The sequence below is a fragment of the Candidatus Streptomyces philanthi genome (assembly GCF_059553635.1).
In genome coordinates, this window is sequence record NZ_JCANQV010000119.1 from 1 (window position 1) to 17,077 (window position 17,077).

At 71.4% G+C, this 17,077-nt stretch carries 11 protein-coding genes and 1 pseudogene; 2 read left to right on the forward strand and 10 right to left on the reverse strand.

Annotation, left to right across the window (positions count from 1 at the left end; genetic code table 11):
- Positions 1–95: 95 nt before the first annotated feature.
- From pyk to pta, 3 genes are read right to left on the reverse strand one after another with little or no spacing between them, the layout of a single operon-like run.
- Positions 96–1,520: a pyruvate kinase gene (pyk, locus tag AC51EU_RS15940; protein ID WP_496267592.1), complete on the reverse strand. Its 1,425-nt coding sequence runs from the start codon at positions 1,518–1,520 to the stop codon at positions 96–98.
- Positions 1,521–1,566: 46 nt separating this feature from the next.
- Positions 1,567–2,793, reverse strand: a complete 1,227-nt coding sequence (locus tag AC51EU_RS15945; protein ID WP_496267593.1) for an acetate kinase — start codon at positions 2,791–2,793, stop codon at positions 1,567–1,569.
- 51 nt (positions 2,794–2,844) lie between these two features.
- Positions 2,845–4,929, reverse strand: coding sequence for a phosphate acetyltransferase (pta, locus tag AC51EU_RS15950; RefSeq protein ID WP_496267594.1), 2,085 nt, complete (start codon positions 4,927–4,929; stop codon positions 2,845–2,847).
- Between the two features lie 225 nt (positions 4,930–5,154).
- On the opposite strand from pta, the gene AC51EU_RS15955 reads away from it, so the two are divergent.
- On the forward strand, positions 5,155–6,180 hold the full coding sequence (locus AC51EU_RS15955; RefSeq protein ID WP_496267595.1) for an ATP-dependent 6-phosphofructokinase: 1,026 nt from the start codon (positions 5,155–5,157) through the stop codon (positions 6,178–6,180).
- A gap of 73 nt (positions 6,181–6,253) precedes the next feature.
- Here the strand turns inward: AC51EU_RS15955 and AC51EU_RS15960 are convergent, their stop codons facing one another.
- The 4 genes from AC51EU_RS15960 to AC51EU_RS15975 form a co-directional block, all read right to left on the reverse strand.
- A complete protein-coding gene (locus AC51EU_RS15960; RefSeq protein ID WP_496267596.1) occupies positions 6,254–8,833 on the reverse strand; it encodes an ABC transporter permease in 2,580 nt (859 codons plus the stop codon).
- Between the two features lie 50 nt (positions 8,834–8,883).
- Positions 8,884–9,666: an ABC transporter ATP-binding protein gene (locus tag AC51EU_RS15965; RefSeq protein ID WP_496267597.1), complete on the reverse strand. Its 783-nt coding sequence runs from the start codon at positions 9,664–9,666 to the stop codon at positions 8,884–8,886.
- 196 nt (positions 9,667–9,862) lie between these two features.
- Positions 9,863–10,543, reverse strand: a complete 681-nt coding sequence (locus AC51EU_RS15970) for a response regulator (protein ID WP_496267598.1) — start codon at positions 10,541–10,543, stop codon at positions 9,863–9,865.
- 106 nt (positions 10,544–10,649) lie between these two features.
- On the reverse strand, positions 10,650–12,305 hold the full coding sequence (locus tag AC51EU_RS15975) for a sensor histidine kinase (RefSeq protein ID WP_496267599.1): 1,656 nt from the start codon (positions 12,303–12,305) through the stop codon (positions 10,650–10,652).
- Positions 12,306–12,467: 162 nt separating this feature from the next.
- Here AC51EU_RS15975 and AC51EU_RS15980 point away from each other — a divergent pair, with 162 nt between their 5' ends.
- The gene (locus tag AC51EU_RS15980; RefSeq protein ID WP_496267600.1) at positions 12,468–13,859 is read left to right on the forward strand and encodes a cation:dicarboxylate symporter family transporter; all 1,392 of its coding nucleotides are present in this window, start codon (positions 12,468–12,470) and stop codon (positions 13,857–13,859) included.
- Positions 13,860–13,977: 118 nt separating this feature from the next.
- Here AC51EU_RS15980 and AC51EU_RS15985 read toward each other — a convergent pair whose 3' ends face one another.
- From AC51EU_RS15985 to AC51EU_RS15995, 3 genes and pseudogenes are all read right to left on the reverse strand, one after another.
- Positions 13,978–14,616: a TetR/AcrR family transcriptional regulator gene (locus tag AC51EU_RS15985; RefSeq protein ID WP_496267601.1), complete on the reverse strand. Its 639-nt coding sequence runs from the start codon at positions 14,614–14,616 to the stop codon at positions 13,978–13,980.
- A 494-nt stretch (positions 14,617–15,110) separates the two neighbouring features.
- Positions 15,111–16,829, reverse strand: a complete 1,719-nt coding sequence (gene treS / locus AC51EU_RS15990) for a maltose alpha-D-glucosyltransferase (protein ID WP_496267602.1) — start codon at positions 16,827–16,829, stop codon at positions 15,111–15,113.
- A pseudogene (locus tag AC51EU_RS15995) lies at positions 16,826–17,077 on the reverse strand (alpha-1,4-glucan--maltose-1-phosphate maltosyltransferase); the annotation flags it as partial. The pseudogene AC51EU_RS15995 and the gene treS, both read right to left, overlap by 4 nt.

Sequence of the window (17,077 nt, forward strand, 5' to 3'; positions counted from 1 at the left end):
CACAACCGGGTCATGGGGACCGACGTCACGCGAGGGGCCGAATAAACCAACAGCGTCCTCCACCGAGGGGCGGCCCGCAGGCGTGGACGGGAGCGTCAGCTCTCGCCGCCGAGGTGGTGCACCCGGACCATGTTGGTGGTGCCGGGAACGCCGGGGGGCGAACCGGCCGTGATGATCATGGTGTCGCCCGCGTTGTAACGGTGCAGCTTGAGCAGTTCGGCGTCCACCAGGTCGACCATCGCGTCGGTGTTGTCGACGTGGGGGACGACGAAGGTCTCCACACCCCAGCTCAGCGCCAGCTGGGCGCGGGTGGAGGGGTCGGTGGTGAAGGCCAGGATCGGCTGGGCCGCGCGGTAGCGGGACAGCCGGCGGGCGGTGTCTCCGGACTTGGTGAACGCCACCAGTGCCTTGGCGTGCAGGAAGTCGGCCATCTCGCAGGCGGCGCGGGCGACCGAGCCGCCCTGGGTGCGCGGCTTCTTGCCGGGCACCAGCGGCTGGAGGCCCTTGGACAGCAGCTCCTCCTCGGCCGCCTCGACGATCTTCGACATCGTCTTGACGGTCTCGACCGGGTACTGCCCGACCGAGGACTCGGCGGAGAGCATCACCGCGTCGGCGCCGTCGAGGATCGCGTTGGCGACGTCGGACGCCTCGGCGCGGGTGGGCCGCGAGTTGGTGATCATCGACTCCATCATCTGGGTCGCGACGATCACCGGCTTGGCGTTCCGCCGGCACATCTCCACCAGGCGCTTCTGCACCATGGGGACCTTCTCCAGCGGGTACTCCACGGCCAGGTCGCCACGGGCGACCATGACCGCGTCGAAGGCCATCACGACCTCCTCCATGTTCGCCACCGCCTGCGGCTTCTCGACCTTGGCGATGACCGGGACACGGCGGCCGACCTCGTCCATGACGCGGTGGACGTCCTGGACGTCCTTGGCGTCGCGGACGAAGGAGAGGGCGACCATGTCGCAGCCCATGTGCAGGGCGAACTTCAGGTCCTCGATGTCCTTCTCGGACAGGGCCGGGACGTTCACCGCCGCGCCGGGCAGGTTGATGCCCTTGTGGTCGGAGATGACGCCGCCCTCGATGACGATGGTGCGCACCCGGGGACCGTCGACCTCGATGACCTGGAGGGCGACATTGCCGTCGTTGATCAGGACCGGGTCGCCCTTGGAGACGTCACCGGGCAGCCCCTTGTAGGTGGTGCCGCAGATGGTCCGGTCGCCGGGGACGTCCTCGGTGGTGATGACGAACTCGTCGCCGCGCACCAGTTCCACGGGGCCGTCGGCGAAGGTCTCCAGGCGGATCTTGGGGCCCTGGAGGTCGGCCAGGACGCCGACGGCGCGGCCGGTCTCCTCGGACGCCTTGCGGACGCGGTGGTACCGCTCCTCGTGCTCCGCGTGGCTGCCGTGGCTCATGTTGAAACGGGCCACGTTCATACCGGCCTCGACCAGCGTCTTCAGCTGATCGTAGGAGTCGACGGCGGGGCCAAGGGTGCAGACGATTTTGGAACGGCGCATGGGCGGAATCCTATCGTTTTGTTTCGGAGCGGAATAATTCCCGTGGTCACCGGCCCGGGGTGCCGCCGCTGACCAGGGCGTATGTCTGCTGTGCGATCTCCAGCTCCTCGTCGGTGGGCACCACGGCGACCGCGACCCGGGAATCCCCGGGCGAGATCAGCCGCGGCTCGTCGGACCGTACGGCGTTCAGGGAGGCGTCCACGGCCAGGCCCAGGCCCTCCAGACCGGTGAGGGCGGCCTCGCGCACCGGGGCCGAGTTCTCGCCGACGCCGGCGGTGAAGGCCACCGCGTCCACCGTTCCCAGCACCGCACTGTAGGCGCCGATGTACTTCCTCAGGCGGTGGATGTAGATGTCGAACGCGAGCTTCGCGGCGGCGTCGCCCTCCTCGATCCGCCGCCGGATCTCGCGCATGTCGTTGTCGCCGCACAGTCCGATCAGACCGCTCTTCTTGTTCAGCAGCACGTCGATCTCGTCCACGGACATCCCGGCGACCCGCCTGAGGTGGAAGGTCACCGCCGGGTCGATGTCGCCCGAGCGGGTGCCCATCACCAGCCCCTCCAGCGGCGTGAGCCCCATCGACGTGTCCACACAGCGGCCGCCGGCCACCGCGGACGCCGAGGCCCCGTTGCCCAGGTGCAGCACGATCACATTGACCTCGGACGGGTCCTTGCCCAGCAGCGCGGCCGTCCGCCGCGAGACATAGGCGTGCGAGGTGCCGTGGAAGCCGTAGCGGCGGATGCGGTGCGCGTCGGCGGTGGCCACGTCGATGGCGTAGCGGGCCGCGTACTCCGGCATCGTGGTGTGGAACGCGGTGTCGAAGACGGCGATCTGCGGCAGGTCGGGGCGGAGCGCCTGGGCCGTCCTGATGCCGGTGATGTTCGCCGGGTTGTGCAGCGGCGCCACCGGCACCAGGCGGGTGATCTCCTTGAGCACCGCCTCGTCGATCACCGTCGGCTCGGTGAACCGCAGCCCGCCGTGCACCACCCGGTGGCCTATCGCCGCCAGCCGCGGCGAGTCCAGGCCCAGGCCGTCGGCCGCCAGCTCGTCCGCGACCGCCTTGAGCGCCGCCGCGTGGTCCGCGATCGGGCCCTCGTGCTCGCGCTTGGCCCCGCCGAGGGCCAGCGGGGTGTGGGACAGCCGCGAGGTCTGCTCACCGATCCGTTCGACCAGGCCCACCGCGAGCCGGGAGTGGTCGGCCATGTCGAGCAGCTGGTACTTCACCGAGGAGGAGCCGGAGTTGAGGACGAGGACGCGGGTGGCGTTGGCAGTCATGGAGTGGCTTTCCTGAGAGGGCGGGCGAAGACGGCGGTCGGGCGGCGGGCGTCAGCCGGCCGGATGCCCGGTGTCCTGGGCCTGGACGGCCGTGATGGCGACGGTGTTGACGATGTCCTGGACCAGCGCGCCGCGCGAGAGGTCGTTGACCGGCTTGCGCAGACCCTGGAGGACCGGGCCGACGGCGACCGCGCCGGCCGACCGCTGCACGGCCTTGTAGGTGTTGTTGCCGGTGTTCAGGTCCGGGAAGACCAGGACGGTGGCCCGGCCGGCGACCTCGGAGCCGGGCAGCTTGGTGCGGGCGACCGCGGCGTCCACCGCCGCGTCGTACTGGATCGGGCCCTCGATCAGCAGATCGGGCCGCCGCTCGCGGACGATCTCCGTGGCCTTGCGCACCTTGTCGACGTCCGCGCCGGAGCCGGAGGTGCCCGTCGAGTACGACAGCATCGCGATCCGCGGCTCGACGCCGAACCGCGCGGCGGTGGCCGCCGACTGCACGGCGATGTCGGCGAGCTGCTCGGCGTCCGGGTCCGGGTTGACGGCGCAGTCCCCGTAGACCAGGACGCGGTCGGCCAGGCACATGAAGAACACCGACGAGACGATCCGGGCGTCCGGCCGGGTCTTGATGATCTCGAAGGCGGGGCGGATGGTCGCCGCGGTGGAGTGCACCGCGCCCGACACCATGCCGTCCGCCAGCCCCTCCTGCACCATCAGCGTCCCGAAGTACGAGACGTCCCCGACCACGTCGTACGCCAGCTCCAGGCTGACGCCCTTGTGGGCGCGCAGCTCGGCGTACCGCTCGGCGAAGCGCTCGCGCAGCTCGGAGGTCTGCGGGTCGATGATCTGGGCGTCCGCCAGGTCGATGGCGAGATCGGCGGCGCGCTTGCGGATCGCCTCCTCCTCACCGAGCAGCGTCAGCGCGCACACATCGCGGCGCAGCAGCACATCCGCGGCGCGCAGCACCCGCTCCTCGGTGCCCTCCGGCAGCACGACCCGGCGGCGCGCGGTGCGGGAGCGTTCGATCAGCTCGTGCTCGAACATCATCGGGGTGACCCGCGGGGAGCGGGCGACCGCGATGCGGTCGGTCAGCTCCGCGGTGTCCACATGCCGCTCGAAGAGGCCGAGCGCGGTCTCCGCCTTGCGCGGGGAGGCCGCGTTCAGCTTGCCCTCGACGGCGAACAGCTCCGCCGCGGTCGGGAAGGAACCGCCCGGCACCGAGATCACCGGCGTGCCCGGGGCGAGGCGGGCGGCCAGCGCCATGATGTCGGGGCCGGGGCGCTCGTCGAGGGTGAGCAGCACACCGGCGATCGGCGGGGCGCCGGCGCTGTGCGCGGCCAGCGAGCCGATGACCAGGTCGGCGCGGTCGCCGGGGGTGACGACGAGACAGCCGGGGGTCAGGGCCCGCAGGAAGGTCGGCAGCATGGCGCCGCCGAAGACGAAGTCGCGGGCGTCGCGGGCGAGCCCGGACTCGTCACCGAGCAGCACCTCGGCGCCGAGCGCGTGCACGATCTGGGCGACGCTCGGCGCGGAGAGGGACTCGTCCTCGGGCAGCGCGTAGCAGGGCACCGGCAGCCCGGCCGTCAGCCGCTCGGCGATCTCCCCGCGCAGTTCGGGTGCCACGCGGTTGACGATCACGGCGACGACGTCGCAGCCCAGCGCGTCGAAGGCGCGGTAGGCGTTGCCGGCCTCGGCGCGCACCGAGGCGGCCTCCTGGCCCTGCCCGCCGACGACGGCCAGGACGGAGGCGCCGAACTCGTTGGCGAGACGGGCGTTGAGGGTCAGCTCGTCGGGCAGGTTGGTGCCCGCGTAGTCGGAGCCGAGCACCAGGACGTACTCGTACTCCTTGGCCACCTGGTGGAAGCGGTGGACGAGCAGGGAGACCAGTTCGTCGGTGCCGCGCTCGGCCTGGAGGGCCGCGGCCTCCTCGTAGCCGAGTCCGTGCACCGTGTCGGCGGACTGGCCGAGGCGGTAACGGGAACGGAGCAGGTCGAACAACCGGTCGGGCCCGTCGTGGACCAGCGGGCGGAAGACGCCCACCCGGTCGACATGCCGGGTCAGGAGTTCCATGACCCCCAGCTCGATGACCTGGCGGCCGTCGCCGCGGTCGATACCGGTCACGTACACGCTGCGCGTCACGCGTGCTCTCCGATCATCCGAGTGCTCGCAAGGTCAAAATTACCCGTTATGGTGGCCTTGCGCTCTTGACAGTACCTTCGGGGGCCGATAAGCGGTGCTCCCAGTTTCTCCCGAAGCGTCACTCAAGACGCTACGTCGGACCGCAACGTCGAAGCAGGGCCGGACGGCCCGTGAAACAATCGGACCGGCTCACTCGTCCGACCGCGACACAGGAGACACAGCACGATGCGTATCGGAGTCCTCACCGCAGGCGGCGACTGCCCCGGCCTGAACGCTGTGATCCGGTCGGTCGTCCACCGGGCCCTCACCGGCCACGGTGACGAGGTCATCGGCTTCGAGGACGGTTTCAAGGGCCTGCTCGACGGCCGCTACCGCAAGCTCGACCTGGACGCCGTCAGCGGCATCCTCGCCCGCGGCGGCACGATCCTCGGCTCCGCCCGCCTGGAACGCGACCGGCTCCGCGAGGCCTGCGAGAGCGCCAAGGACCTCTCCAAGGAATACGGCATCGACGTCCTCATCCCGATCGGCGGCGAGGGCACCCTCACCGCCGCCCGGATGCTGTCGGACGCCGGGATGCCCGTCGTCGGCGTCCCCAAGACCATCGACAACGACATCTCCTCCACCGACCGCACCTTCGGCTTCGACACCGCCGTCGGCGTCGCCACCGAGGCCATCGACCGCCTCAAGACCACCGCAGAGTCCCACCAGCGGGTGATGGTCGTCGAGGTCATGGGCCGGCACGCGGGCTGGATCGCGCTGGAGTCCGGTATGGCCGGCGGCGCCCACGGCATCTGCCTGCCCGAGCGCCGCTTCGACGTGGGCGACCTCGTCTCGATGGTCGAGGAGCGCTTCGCCCGCGGCAAGAAGTTCGCGGTGATCTGCGTCGCCGAGGGCGCCCACCCGGCCGAGGGCACCATGGACTACAAGAAGGGCGCCATCGACCAGTACGGCCACGAGCGCTTCTCCGGCATCGGCAACGCCCTCGCCTCCGAACTCGAACGGCGCCTCGGCAAGGAGGCCCGCCCCGTCATCCTCGGCCACGTCCAGCGCGGCGGCACCCCCACCGCCTACGACCGGGTGCTCGCCACCCGCTTCGGCTGGCACGCCGTCGAGGGCGCCCACCGCCGGGAATTCGGGAAGATGACCGCGCTGCGCGGCACGGACATCGTCATGGTGCCGCTGGCCGACGCGATCACCGAGCTGAAGACGGTGCCCGAGAGCCGCATGGACGAGGCCGAGTCGGTCTTCTGACCCGTCCCCTCCCGCACACGGCACGACGGCGGTGCGCCTCCCCACCGGGGAAGCGCACCCCCGTCGTCGTACGTCACTCGGCGCCGATGGCCTCCAGCATGTTCAGCCGGGCCGCCCGGCGGGCCGGCCACACGGCCGCCAGGACGCCCACCGCCAGGGCGATCAGCAGGAACAGCGCCAGCCGGCCCCAGGGCAGCACCGTCGTGTACTGGGGGAGCGAGGTGCTGAGCAGGCTGCTGCCGGCCCAGGCGAGGAAGACGCCCACACCGATACCGAGCACCGCGCCGAACAGGGAGATCACCACCGACTCCAGCCGGACCATCTGCTTGATCCCGGCACGCGACAGGCCGATCGCCCGCAGCATCCCGATCTCCCGCGTCCGCTCGAAGACCGACATCGCCAGGGTGTTGACGACACCGACCACCGCGATCACCACGGCCATGCCGAGCAGCCCGTAGACCATGTTGACGACGACGTCGATCTTGCCGGCCTCTTCCTTGCGCAGCTGTTCGGCCGTGCGCACCTCAAGGAGCGGGCTGTCGCCGAGCGCGGTGCGGATGTCGCGGGCCATCGCGTCGGACGGGCCCTGCGCGGTCTTGACCAGCAGCTGGTCGTTCTTCTTCGCATCCAGGTGCGGGGCCACCAGCGACATGTCGGCGAACGCGGAGCCCACGACGTCGTTGTCCGCGTAGATCGCGGCGACCTTGAGCGGGGTGACCTTCTCGTCGCCCTCGTCCGGGCCCTTCTGCTCGTCCAGGAACTTGGCGCGGACGGTGTCACCGACCTTCCAGCCGTTCTCCTTGGCCGTGCTCTGCGAGACGGCCATCCCGCGGGTGCCGAGCACCTGGAGCGAGCCCTCGGTGAAGTCCAGCCGGGCGAGTTCGCCGATCCGGGTGAGGTCGGTGCCGTTGATGGCGGAGAAGTTGCTGTCCGCCTGGAAATAGCCCTCGCGCAGCGGGGCGGCGGCCGTGACGCCGGGGAGCTGTGCGGCCTTCTGCGAGAGGTCCGCCTCCAGGCCGGTCAGGGACGTCGTGGAGACCCGGTAGTCGGCCTTCATGCCGTCGCCCACCATGATGTCGATGGCCCGCTGGGCGGAGCTTCCGGCGATGGTCATGCCGGTGATCAGCGTCAGGCCGATCATCAGGGCCGAGGCGGTCGCCGCGGTGCGGCGGGGGTTGCGCAGCGCGTTCTGCCGGGCCAGTTTGCCGCTGATGCCGAACAGCCGGGTGGTGGCCTTCCCGGCCAGCAGGACCAGCGGACGGGAGAGCAGCGGGGCGAGGAAGATCACGCCGGTCAGCGTCAGCACGCCGCCGGCCATGGCGGTCGTCGTGCCGTCGCTCGTCTTCAGGGTGCGGACGTAGAACATCACCGCGAGGCCGAGGCCGCCGAGGACCGCGCCGATGATGTTGCGCAGCATCAGGCTGCGCACCGGGGGCGGCGCGTCGACCGAGGCCAGCGCCTCCACCGGGGCGATCTTCGCCGCCTTGCGGGACGGCAGCCAGGCCGCCAGTACGGTCACGACGACGCCCACGCCGAGCGAGGCGAGCACGGCGGTCGGGCTGACGATGAGCGGGCCGTCCGGGGCGCCGAGGATGTTGCTGTCGAGGAACTCCCGCATCGCCACCGCGACACCGGTGCCCAGCGCGAATCCGATGACGGAGGAGAACAGTCCGAGAATCGTGGCCTCGATCAGCACCGAGCGCACCACCTGGCGCCGGGAGGCGCCGATCGCACGCATCAGGGCGATCTCCCGGCTGCGCTGGGAGATGAGCATGGTGAAGGTGTTGGCGATGGTGAACACGCCGATGAACAGGGCGATACCGGCGAACGTCAGCAGCGTGGTGTTCAGCGCGTTGTTCTGCTGGGCGATCGACATCGCCTGGCGGTCGGCGAGTTCATGGCCACTGGTCGCCACGGCCCGCTCCTTGGGCAGCAGCTTCTCGACCTTCTTGGTCAGCGCCTGATCGTCGGTGCCGGGTTCGGCGGCCACCACGAACTCGGTGAACTGGCCGGGGTGCAGGTACAGACGCTGCGCGGCGGGGGTGTCGAGGAGGGCCAGGGTGCCGCCGGCGTTCACCCGCGGATCGTCGGTCGAGACGGTACCGACCAGCTTCTTCTCCAGTGCCGGCCCGTTGGTGGCGAACCGCACGGTGTCCCCGAGGCGGTAGCCGGCGGCCTTGGCCGTGGAGTCGGCCAGCGCGATCTCGTGCTCGCCGACCGGGCCGCGGCCGCTCACCAGCGGGTAGCGGGGGTCCTTGCCGTCCTTGCCCGGCTGGTAGTTGACCGCGCGGTTGCGCCAGCTGTCGCCGACCGGCTGGCCGTCCTTCCCGGCGAGCGTCGCCTCACCGGTGACGTCGGTACGGACCGATGTCACGCCGGGCAGCGCCCGGATGCGGTCCGCGACGCGGTTGTCGAGGAGGGAGGAGCGCCTGCCGTCAGTCTTCCCGCCACGCTCGTTGGGGTCCGCGACGGACTCGACGGAGACCGCCACGTCCTTGAGGTCCCTGGCCGCCGCCTTGGAGAAGGCGTTGCCGACGGTGTCGCTGAAGACGAGGGTGCCGGAGACGAAGGCGACGCCGAGCAGGACCGCGAGCGCGGTCATCATCAAACGGGCCTTGTGCGCGAGAACGTTGCGCAAAGCGGTACGGAACATGGTGGTGTCAGTCCTGGGCTGGAGGTGGGGAGGCGGGCGCGGGCCTGGTGTCAGCTGGTGCGGCCCGCGGTGTCGAACAGCCGCATCCGGTCCAGGACGGCGTCCGCGGTCGGCTCGTACAGTTCGTCGACGATCCGGCCGTCGGCGAGGAAGACCACCCGGTCCGCGTGGGCGGCGGCGCTCGGGTCGTGGGTGACCATCACGATCGTCTGCTGCATCGCTTGCACCGACTCCCGCAGGAAGCCGAGGACCTCGGCGCCGGAACGGGAGTCGAGGTTGCCGGTCGGCTCGTCCGCGAAGATGATCTCCGGGCGGGCGGCCAGCGCCCGCGCCACCGCCACCCGCTGCTGCTGGCCGCCGGAGAGCTGGGACGGGCGGTGCTTGAGCCGGCCCGAGAGGCCGACGGTCGCCACCACGCGCTCCAGCCAGTCCTTGTCCGGCCTGCGGCCCGCGATGTCCATGGGCAGGGTGATGTTCTCCAGCGCGGACAGCGTCGGCAGCAGGTTGAACGCCTGGAAGATGAAGCCGATCTTGTCGCGGCGGAGGCGGGTGAGCGCACGGTCGTTGAGCGAGGCGAGTTCCACGTCACCGATCCGGGCCGAGCCCGACGAGATGGAGTCCAGGCCCGCCATGCAGTGCATCAGCGTCGACTTGCCGGACCCCGACGGCCCCATGATCGCGGTGAAGCGGGCCCTGCCGAACTCGACGGAGACCGAGTCCAGCGCCACCACCTGCGTCTCGCCCTGGCCGTAGACCTTGCTGAGATCCGTCGCACGGGCGGCGACGGCCGCCGGGGCGGCGGTGGGGGAGGGGAAGGCGACCGGGTGGGACACAGGTGCTCCTGGTACTGCGGAGGGAAGGGGGACGGAAACTGCCCTTCGATTGTTCGCCACGGGCCTCTCGCGGGCGTCCGCCGCCGGGACCGGAATCCGGGCCGGTCACAAGTCCCACCACACCGTGCGATGTCATCCCCTGGACGGACGGGCCTCCCTCCTGCGGCCTACGGACACCGCCGGCCGGGCCCGCCGCTCACCGCCCCGACCAGCGGTAGCGCAGCTCCGGACGCCCCACCTGCCCGTAGCGCGGGGCGCGGACCGCCCGGCCGGTCGTCACCAGATGCTCCAGATAACGGCGGGCGGTGATCCGCGAGATGCCGATCCCGGTCGCCGCCTCCGTGGCCGACAGGCCGTCCTCGGCGGCGCGCAGCGCGCCGGTCACCGCCCGCAGCGTCGCCGAGGTCAGCCCCTTGGGCAGCGACGCCGGGCGCGGGGGGCGCAGCGCGGCGAGGGCCCGGTCCACCTCGTCCTGCCCGCTGGCCTCGCCCGCGGTGGCGCGGAACTCGGCGTAGCGCAGCAGCCGGTCGCGCAGGGTGGCGAAGGTGAACGGCTTGAGCACGTACTGCACCACCCCGAGCGAGACGCCCTCCCGCACCATCGCCAGATCACGGGCCGAGGTCACCGCGATGACGTCGGCGACGTGCCCGGCCGCGCGCACCGTCCGCACCAGCCGCAGCCCGTGCCCGTCGGGGAGGTACAGGTCGAGCAGCAGCAGATCGACGTCGTGCCGGTCGAGGTGGCGGCGCGCGTCACCGCCGCTGTGCACCGTCCCGGAGACCGTGAAGCCCGGCACTCGCCCCACGTACAGGGCGTGCGCGTCGGCGGCGACCGGATCGTCCTCGACGACGAGAACCTTGATGTCGGAGCCGGTCACCGGGCACCACCGTACGGTGCGGCCGTCCGCCCGGCCCGCCCGCCGTGTCCGTCCATGCCGTCACCCGTGCCGTGCGCCCGTACCCGTCTGCCGTCCTCCATGTCCGTCACCCCGCCGCCTCGTTGCGCAGCGGCAGCCGTACGGTGAACCGGGCGCCGCCCTCCGGCGCACGGTCCACGGTGAGGGTGCCGCCGTTGCGGTGCACCGCCTGCCGGACGAGGGCGAGGCCGAGGCCGCGTCCCGGGCCCGGCGGGGCGGGCTTGGTGCTCCAGCCCCGGCGGAAGATCTCCTCGACCGCCCCGTCCGCGACGCCGTCGCCGGAGTCGGCGACACGGAGCAGCAGCTCGCCGTCCTCGGCGCGAGCGGTGACGCGGACCCGCGGCGGGGCGGCGGCGGGGCGCTCGGGGGTCGGGGCGGCGGCGTCGATGGCGTTGTCGACGAGGTTGCCCAGGACGGTCACCAGGTCGCGGGCGGGCAGCGCGGGCGGCAGCAGCCCGTCGTCGATCCGGCTGTCGGGCGTCAGGCTCAGCTCGACGCCGTGCTCGTTGGCCTGCGCCGCCTTGCCGAGCAGCAGGGCGGCGAGCACCGGTTCGGCGACCGCGCCCACGACCTGGTCGGTCAGCTGCTGCGCCAGCTCCAGTTCGGCGGTGGCGAACTCCACGGCCTCGTCCGCGCGGCCCAGTTCGATCAGCGAGACCACGGTGTGCAGCCGGTTGGCGGCCTCGTGGGCCTGCGAGCGCAGCGCCTCCGCGAAGCCGCGCACGGAGTCCAACTCGCCGGAGAGCGCCTGGAGTTCGGTGTGGTCCCGGAGGGTGACGACGCTGCCGCGGTGCTCGCCGCCGCTGACGGGGGAGGAGTTGACGACCAGGACGCGTTCGTCCGTCAGATGCAGTTCGTCCACCCGGGGGCCGGTGGCGGTCAGGGCCTCGGTCAGCGGGGCGGGCAGCCCGAGGTCGGCGACGGGCCGGCCCACCGCGTCGGCGGGGAGGCCCAGCAGTTCGCGCCCGCCGTCGTTGATCAGGGCGACCCTGCGCCGTCCGTCCAGCATCAGCAGCCCTTCGCGCACCGCGTGCAGGGCCGCCTGGTGGTACTCGTGCATCCGGCTCAGCTCGGCGGCGTTCATCCCGTGCGTGTGACGCCGCAGCCGGGCGTTGATGACGTACGTCCCCAGTCCGCCCAGCGCCAGCGCGGCCGCCGCCACCGCGAGCACCGCGAGGACCTGGTCGCGCAGCTGCGCGCTGATCGTCTCGATGGTGATGCCGGAGCTGACCAGCGCGGTGACCCGCCCGCCGTCGCGGACCGGCGCCACCACCCGCACCGAGGGGCCCAGCACCCCCGGGTACGTCTCGTGGAAGGTCTCACCGCGCAGCGCCCGCCCCGTGTGCCCGAGGTACTTCTCGCCGATCACCGACGGCTCCGGGTGCGTCCAGCGCGTCCCGTCCGGCGCCATCACCACGATGAAGTCGACGCCCGCGTCCCGCCGCAGCCGCTCGGCGAACGGCTGGAGCGCGGCGGTCGGACGGCCCGACCGGGCGGCCTGTGCCACCGCGGGCGAGTCGGCCACCGCCGCCGCCGTCGCGGTCGCCTGCCGCAGCGCGGTCCGCTCCGCCTGCCGCTCGGCGCTCAGATACGCGAAGACGGCGCATCCCGCGACGACCGCGGCGACCAGCAGCGCCTGCATCGCGAACAGCTGCCCGGCGAGGCTGCGGGGACGGCGGAGCCGACGGGGGGACCGGGGGACGGGTATGTGCACACGGAACATTCTGCCGGGTCATTTTCGCGTGAACTAAATGTACACAAGCGTGACGGGCACCACACCGAGGTGCATAGTCGCCGGGACGTGTTGTGCGCCGGAGCCGCAGTCCGGTGCCTGTCGTGCGCCCGAGCCGCAAGGAGCGCACGGCCGTAGACCGAGGAGGCAGCCGTGGCTGCGCAGGAACCGGCACCCCGCGGGGCGGGGGAACCGACCGCACCCAAGAAGCGGGACCGGACGCATTACCTCTATCTCGCCGTGATCGGCGCGGTACTGGTCGGCATCGCCGTGGGCTTCGCCGCGCCCGGCTTCGCCGTCGAGCTCAAGCCGCTGGGCACCGGGTTCGTCAATCTCATCAAGATGATGATCTCGCCCGTCATCTTCTGCACCATCGTGCTGGGCATCGGCTCGGTCCGTAAGGCCGCCAAGGTCGGCGCGGTCGGCGGCCTCGCCCTCGGCTACTTCATGGTGATGTCCACCGTCGCCCTCGCCATCGGCCTGGCCGTCGGCAACCTCCTGGAGCCCGGCTCGGGCATGCACCTGACGGAGTCGGTGCGGCACGCGGGCCAGGCGCAGACGCAGGGCGGCGGCGAGAGCACCACCGACTTCCTGCTCGGGATGATCCCCACCACGCTGGTGTCCGCCTTCACCGAGGGCCAGGTGCTCCAGACGCTGCTGGTCGCACTGCTGACCGGCTTCGGCCTCCAGGCGCTGGGCAAGGCCGGCGAACCGGTGCTGCGCGGCATCGGCCACGTCCAGAAGCTGGTCTTCCGGGTACTCGCCATGATCATGTGGGCGGCGCCGGTCGGTGCCTTCGGCGCCATCGCCGCCGTCGTCGGCGCGACCGGTGTGGACGCCCTGAAGTCCCTGGCCGTCATCATGATCGGCTTCTATGTCACCTGCCTGCTCTTCGTCGTCGTGGTGCTGGGCACGCTGCTGCGCCTGGTCGCCGGGGTCAATGTCTTCCATCTGCTGAAGTACCTGGGGCGGGAGTTCCTGCTGATCCTGTCGACCTCCTCCTCCGAGTCGGCACTTCCCCGCCTCATCGCCAAGATGGAGCACCTCGGCGTCAGCAAGCCGGTCGTCGGCATCACCGTCCCCACCGGCTACAGCTTCAACCTGGACGGCACCGCCATCTACCTGACGATGTCCGCGCTGTTCGTGGCCGAGGCGATGGGCAAGCCGCTCTCCCTGGGACAGCAGGTCTCCCTGCTGGTCTTCATGATCATCGCGTCGAAGGGCGCGGCCGGCGTCACCGGCGCCGGACTCGCCACCCTCGCCGGCGGACTCCAGTCGCACCGCCCCGAACTCGTCGACGGCGTCGGCCTGATCGTCGGCATCGACCGCTTCATGAGCGAGGCCCGCGCCCTGACCAACTTCGCGGGCAACGCCGTCGCCACCGTCCTCATCGGCACCTGGACCAAGGAGATCGACAAGGCCCGGGTGAGCGAGGTCCTCGCCGGCCGGCTGCCGTTCGACGAGGCCGTCCTGGTGGCCGACGAACACGGTACGGACGAGGCCGCCGCCGCGCCGGACCTGGTGAAGGAGAAGGCCGGGGTCTGACGGGCCGCGGGGCCGTACTCCCGTCGCATGCCCGGCGCCCGGAGCGCGTGCGTGCCGGGCGTGACGGGATGCTGACGGGCCTGTGGGCGCGGGGCGTGCGTGAGCCGCCCCGCGCTTGTCATTCCCCGCCCGTGACCTCGCGGGTCAGTACCGCGGCGCGGTCCGGCGGGACGCCGACCGTCGCCAGTACCGCCTTCACCGCCGCCACACCGGCCTCGCCGGGCCGCAGCGCCCCGTACGCCACGGCCTGGGCGATGCCGAAGAGGACGTGCTCGTGCAGATGGGCGAGGACGGACGGCGGCAGCTCCGTGGTGAAGCGGCCCTGCTCCCGGCCGCGTTGGACGAGCCGGTAGGCCGAGCGCCGCACCGGCTCCAGCCGGGCGCGCAGCCCCTCGTCGGTGACGCCCGCGCGGGCCAGCGGGAGCAGCTCCCGGTAGCGGTCGGCGACCCCCCACATCGTGTGGGTCGCCCGGGCCAGCACCAGGTCCGCGGGCGGCCCGTCCTCCTCCGCGCCGAGCGCGCCGGCGGCGCCCGTGGTGAAGGCCGTGGCGAGCGCGGTGGTGACGTTGTCGGTCAGCGCCGTCAGCAGCGCGTCGCGGGTGGGGAAGTGCTCGTGGACGGTGGCCGGATCGGTGCCGGCGGCGCGGGCGATGTGATCGAGTCCCGCGTCCGGGTCGCGCAGCAGTTCGGCGAGTGCCACGTCCATGATCCGCCTCCGGCTGGCGTGCACGCGGCTGCTGGGCGGACCGGTCGTCATGGGCTCCTCCTCGGCTGGGCCCTCATTCTGCACGCTGCCGCGCGGCCGGGGGCAGGGGCGCGAGCGGCGATTCTCCGGGCGGACCGCCGACCCGCGCCGGTCCGGCCACCGAGCGCGCGAGCGGCCCTCGCCACCGTGTGCGAAGCAGCGGAACGGCAGGCGGCGTACGGCGGACACACAGGTGAACGACCTGCGGAGGACATGCCCCACAGCAGCGCTCCGTCCCCACACGTCGCACGGCCTTCCGCCACACGGTCTCCCACCAAAGGGTCATGAGTGACGGAAGGTCGACGACGAGCGCGAGCGAACGGCTGTGCCACGGCACTGGCCCGGGGCAGCAGAGAACCCGTACGGGTGACACGGCTGATGCCGTGACGCACCTCGTCCGTGTCGGGGGTCCCGCGGAGCGGGTGGCGCCGGCCGGGACGCGGAGCGCCCGTACGCGCCGGGTAGGGGCGTACGGGCGGAAGAGGAGGGGCAGGGGCGGCCGGGGGTTACCGGGCGTTCCTGCGCAGCCGGAACCAGTAGAAGCCATGGCCCGCGAGGGTCAGCGGATACGGCTGGTCACCGATGGGCGGGAAGTGGACGCCGCCGATCAGCTCGACCGGGTGGCGGCCGCTGAACGCCTTGAGGTCCAGTTCCGTGGGCTGGGCGAAGCGGGAGAAGTTGTTGACGCACAGCACGAGGTCGTCGTCGGCGCCGCCGGTGCCCGGCGACTCCCGCAGGAAGGCGAGGACCGCCGGATTGGTGGAGGGCAGTTCGGTGTAGCTGCCGAGGCCGAACGCGGGGTTCTGCTTGCGGATCTGGATCATCCGGCGGGTCCAGTGCAGCAGCGAGGACGGCGAACTCATCGCGGCCTCGACATTGGTGACCTGGTAGCCGTAGACGGGGTCCATGATGGTCGGCAGGGTCAGCCGGCCGGGGTCGCAGGAGGAGAATCCGGCGTTGCGGTCCGGGGTCCACTGCATCGGGGTGCGGACCGCGTCCCGGTCGCCGAGCCAGATGTTGTCACCCATCCCGATCTCGTCGCCGTAATAGAGGATCGGCGAGCCGGGGAGGGACAGCAGCAGCGCGGTGAAGAGTTCGATCTGTTTGCGGTCGTTGTCCAGCAGCGGGGCCAGACGCCTGCGGATGCCGATATTGGCCCGCATCCGCGGGTCCTTGGCGTATTCCGCGTACATGTAGTCGCGTTCCTCGTCGGTGACCATTTCGAGGGTCAGCTCGTCGTGGTTGCGCAGGAAGATGCCCCATTGGCAGCCCGACGGGATCGCCGGGGTCTTCGCCAGGATCTCCGACACCGGATAGCGCGATTCCCGGCGGACCGCCATGAAGATGCGCGGCATGACCGGGAAATGGAACGCCATATGGCATTCGTCGCCCCCGACGGCGTAGTCGCCGAAGTAGTCGACGACGTCCTCGGGCCACTGATTGGCCTCCGCCAGCAGGACCGTGTCGGGGTAGTGCGCGTCGATCTCGGCCCGTACGCGCTTGAGGAAGGCATGCGACGCGGGAAGGTTCTCGCAGGTGGTGCCCTCCTCGGCGTACAGGTACGGCACGGCGTCCAGCCGGAAGCCGTCGATGCCCAGATCGAGCCAGAACCGCAGCGCGGAGATCATCTCCTCCTGGACCGCCGGGTTCTCGTAATTGAGGTCCGGCTGGTGGGAGAAGAAACGGTGCCAGTAGTACTGCTTGCGCACCGGGTCGAACGTCCAGTTGGACGCCTCGGTGTCGACGAAGATGATGCGGGCGTCGGCGTACTGCTTGTCGTCGTCGGCCCAGACGTAATAGTCGCCGTACGGGCCGGTGGGATCGTTGCGGGATTCCTGGAACCACGGGTGCTGGTCGCTGGTGTGGTTCATCACCATGTCGATGATGACGCGCATTCCGCGCTGATGGGCGGCGTCGACGAATTCCACGAAATCGGCCAGGTCGCCGAATTCGGGGAGCACCGAGGTGTAGTCGGCGACGTCGTACCCGCCGTCACGCAGCGGGGACTGGAAGAACGGCGGCAGCCAGAGGCAGTCCACGCCCAGCCACTGCAAATGGTCGAGTTTGGACGTGAGGCCCTTGAGGTCGCCGATTCCGTCGCCGTTGCTGTCCTGGAAGGAGCGCACCAGGACCTCGTAGAACACGGCGCGTTTGAACCAGTCGGGGTCGCGGTCCTTGTCCGGAGTGTCCTCGAACGTGTCGTGGACCGGCTCGTTGACGATCAATTGGGTGACCCTCCGATCGGTGAGGACGGTCGCAGGGACAGCACGCGGACGGGCGCGGGGCCGAGGCCCGGCTCCAGCCGTACGTGGTTGTCCCTGCCCCAGTGGTAGGTGTCGCCGGTGAGCTCGTCGCGCACCGGGAAGGACTCGTGCCGGCCGAGGCCGAGTTCCGGCATGTCCAACGACACCGTTGCCTCTGGGGTGTGGTGCGGGCCGAGGTTGCCCGCGGGTGGGGGCGGCGCGCCGCCGGC

Excerpts from the sequence above, each read along its gene's own strand:
- AC51EU_RS15955 (WP_496267595.1), top strand. The coding sequence starts at position 5,155 with ATGCGTATCGGAGTCCTCACCGCAGGCGGCGACTGCCCCGGCCTGAAC.
- AC51EU_RS15945 (WP_496267593.1), bottom strand. The coding sequence starts at position 2,793 with ATGACTGCCAACGCCACCCGCGTCCTCGTCCTCAACTCCGGCTCCTCC.
- AC51EU_RS15975 (WP_496267599.1), bottom strand. The coding sequence starts at position 12,305 with ATGTTCCGTGTGCACATACCCGTCCCCCGGTCCCCCCGTCGGCTCCGC.
- AC51EU_RS15985 (WP_496267601.1), bottom strand. The coding sequence starts at position 14,616 with ATGACGACCGGTCCGCCCAGCAGCCGCGTGCACGCCAGCCGGAGGCGG.
- pyk (WP_496267592.1), bottom strand. The coding sequence starts at position 1,520 with ATGCGCCGTTCCAAAATCGTCTGCACCCTTGGCCCCGCCGTCGACTCC.
- AC51EU_RS15960 (WP_496267596.1), bottom strand. The coding sequence starts at position 8,833 with ATGTTCCGTACCGCTTTGCGCAACGTTCTCGCGCACAAGGCCCGTTTG.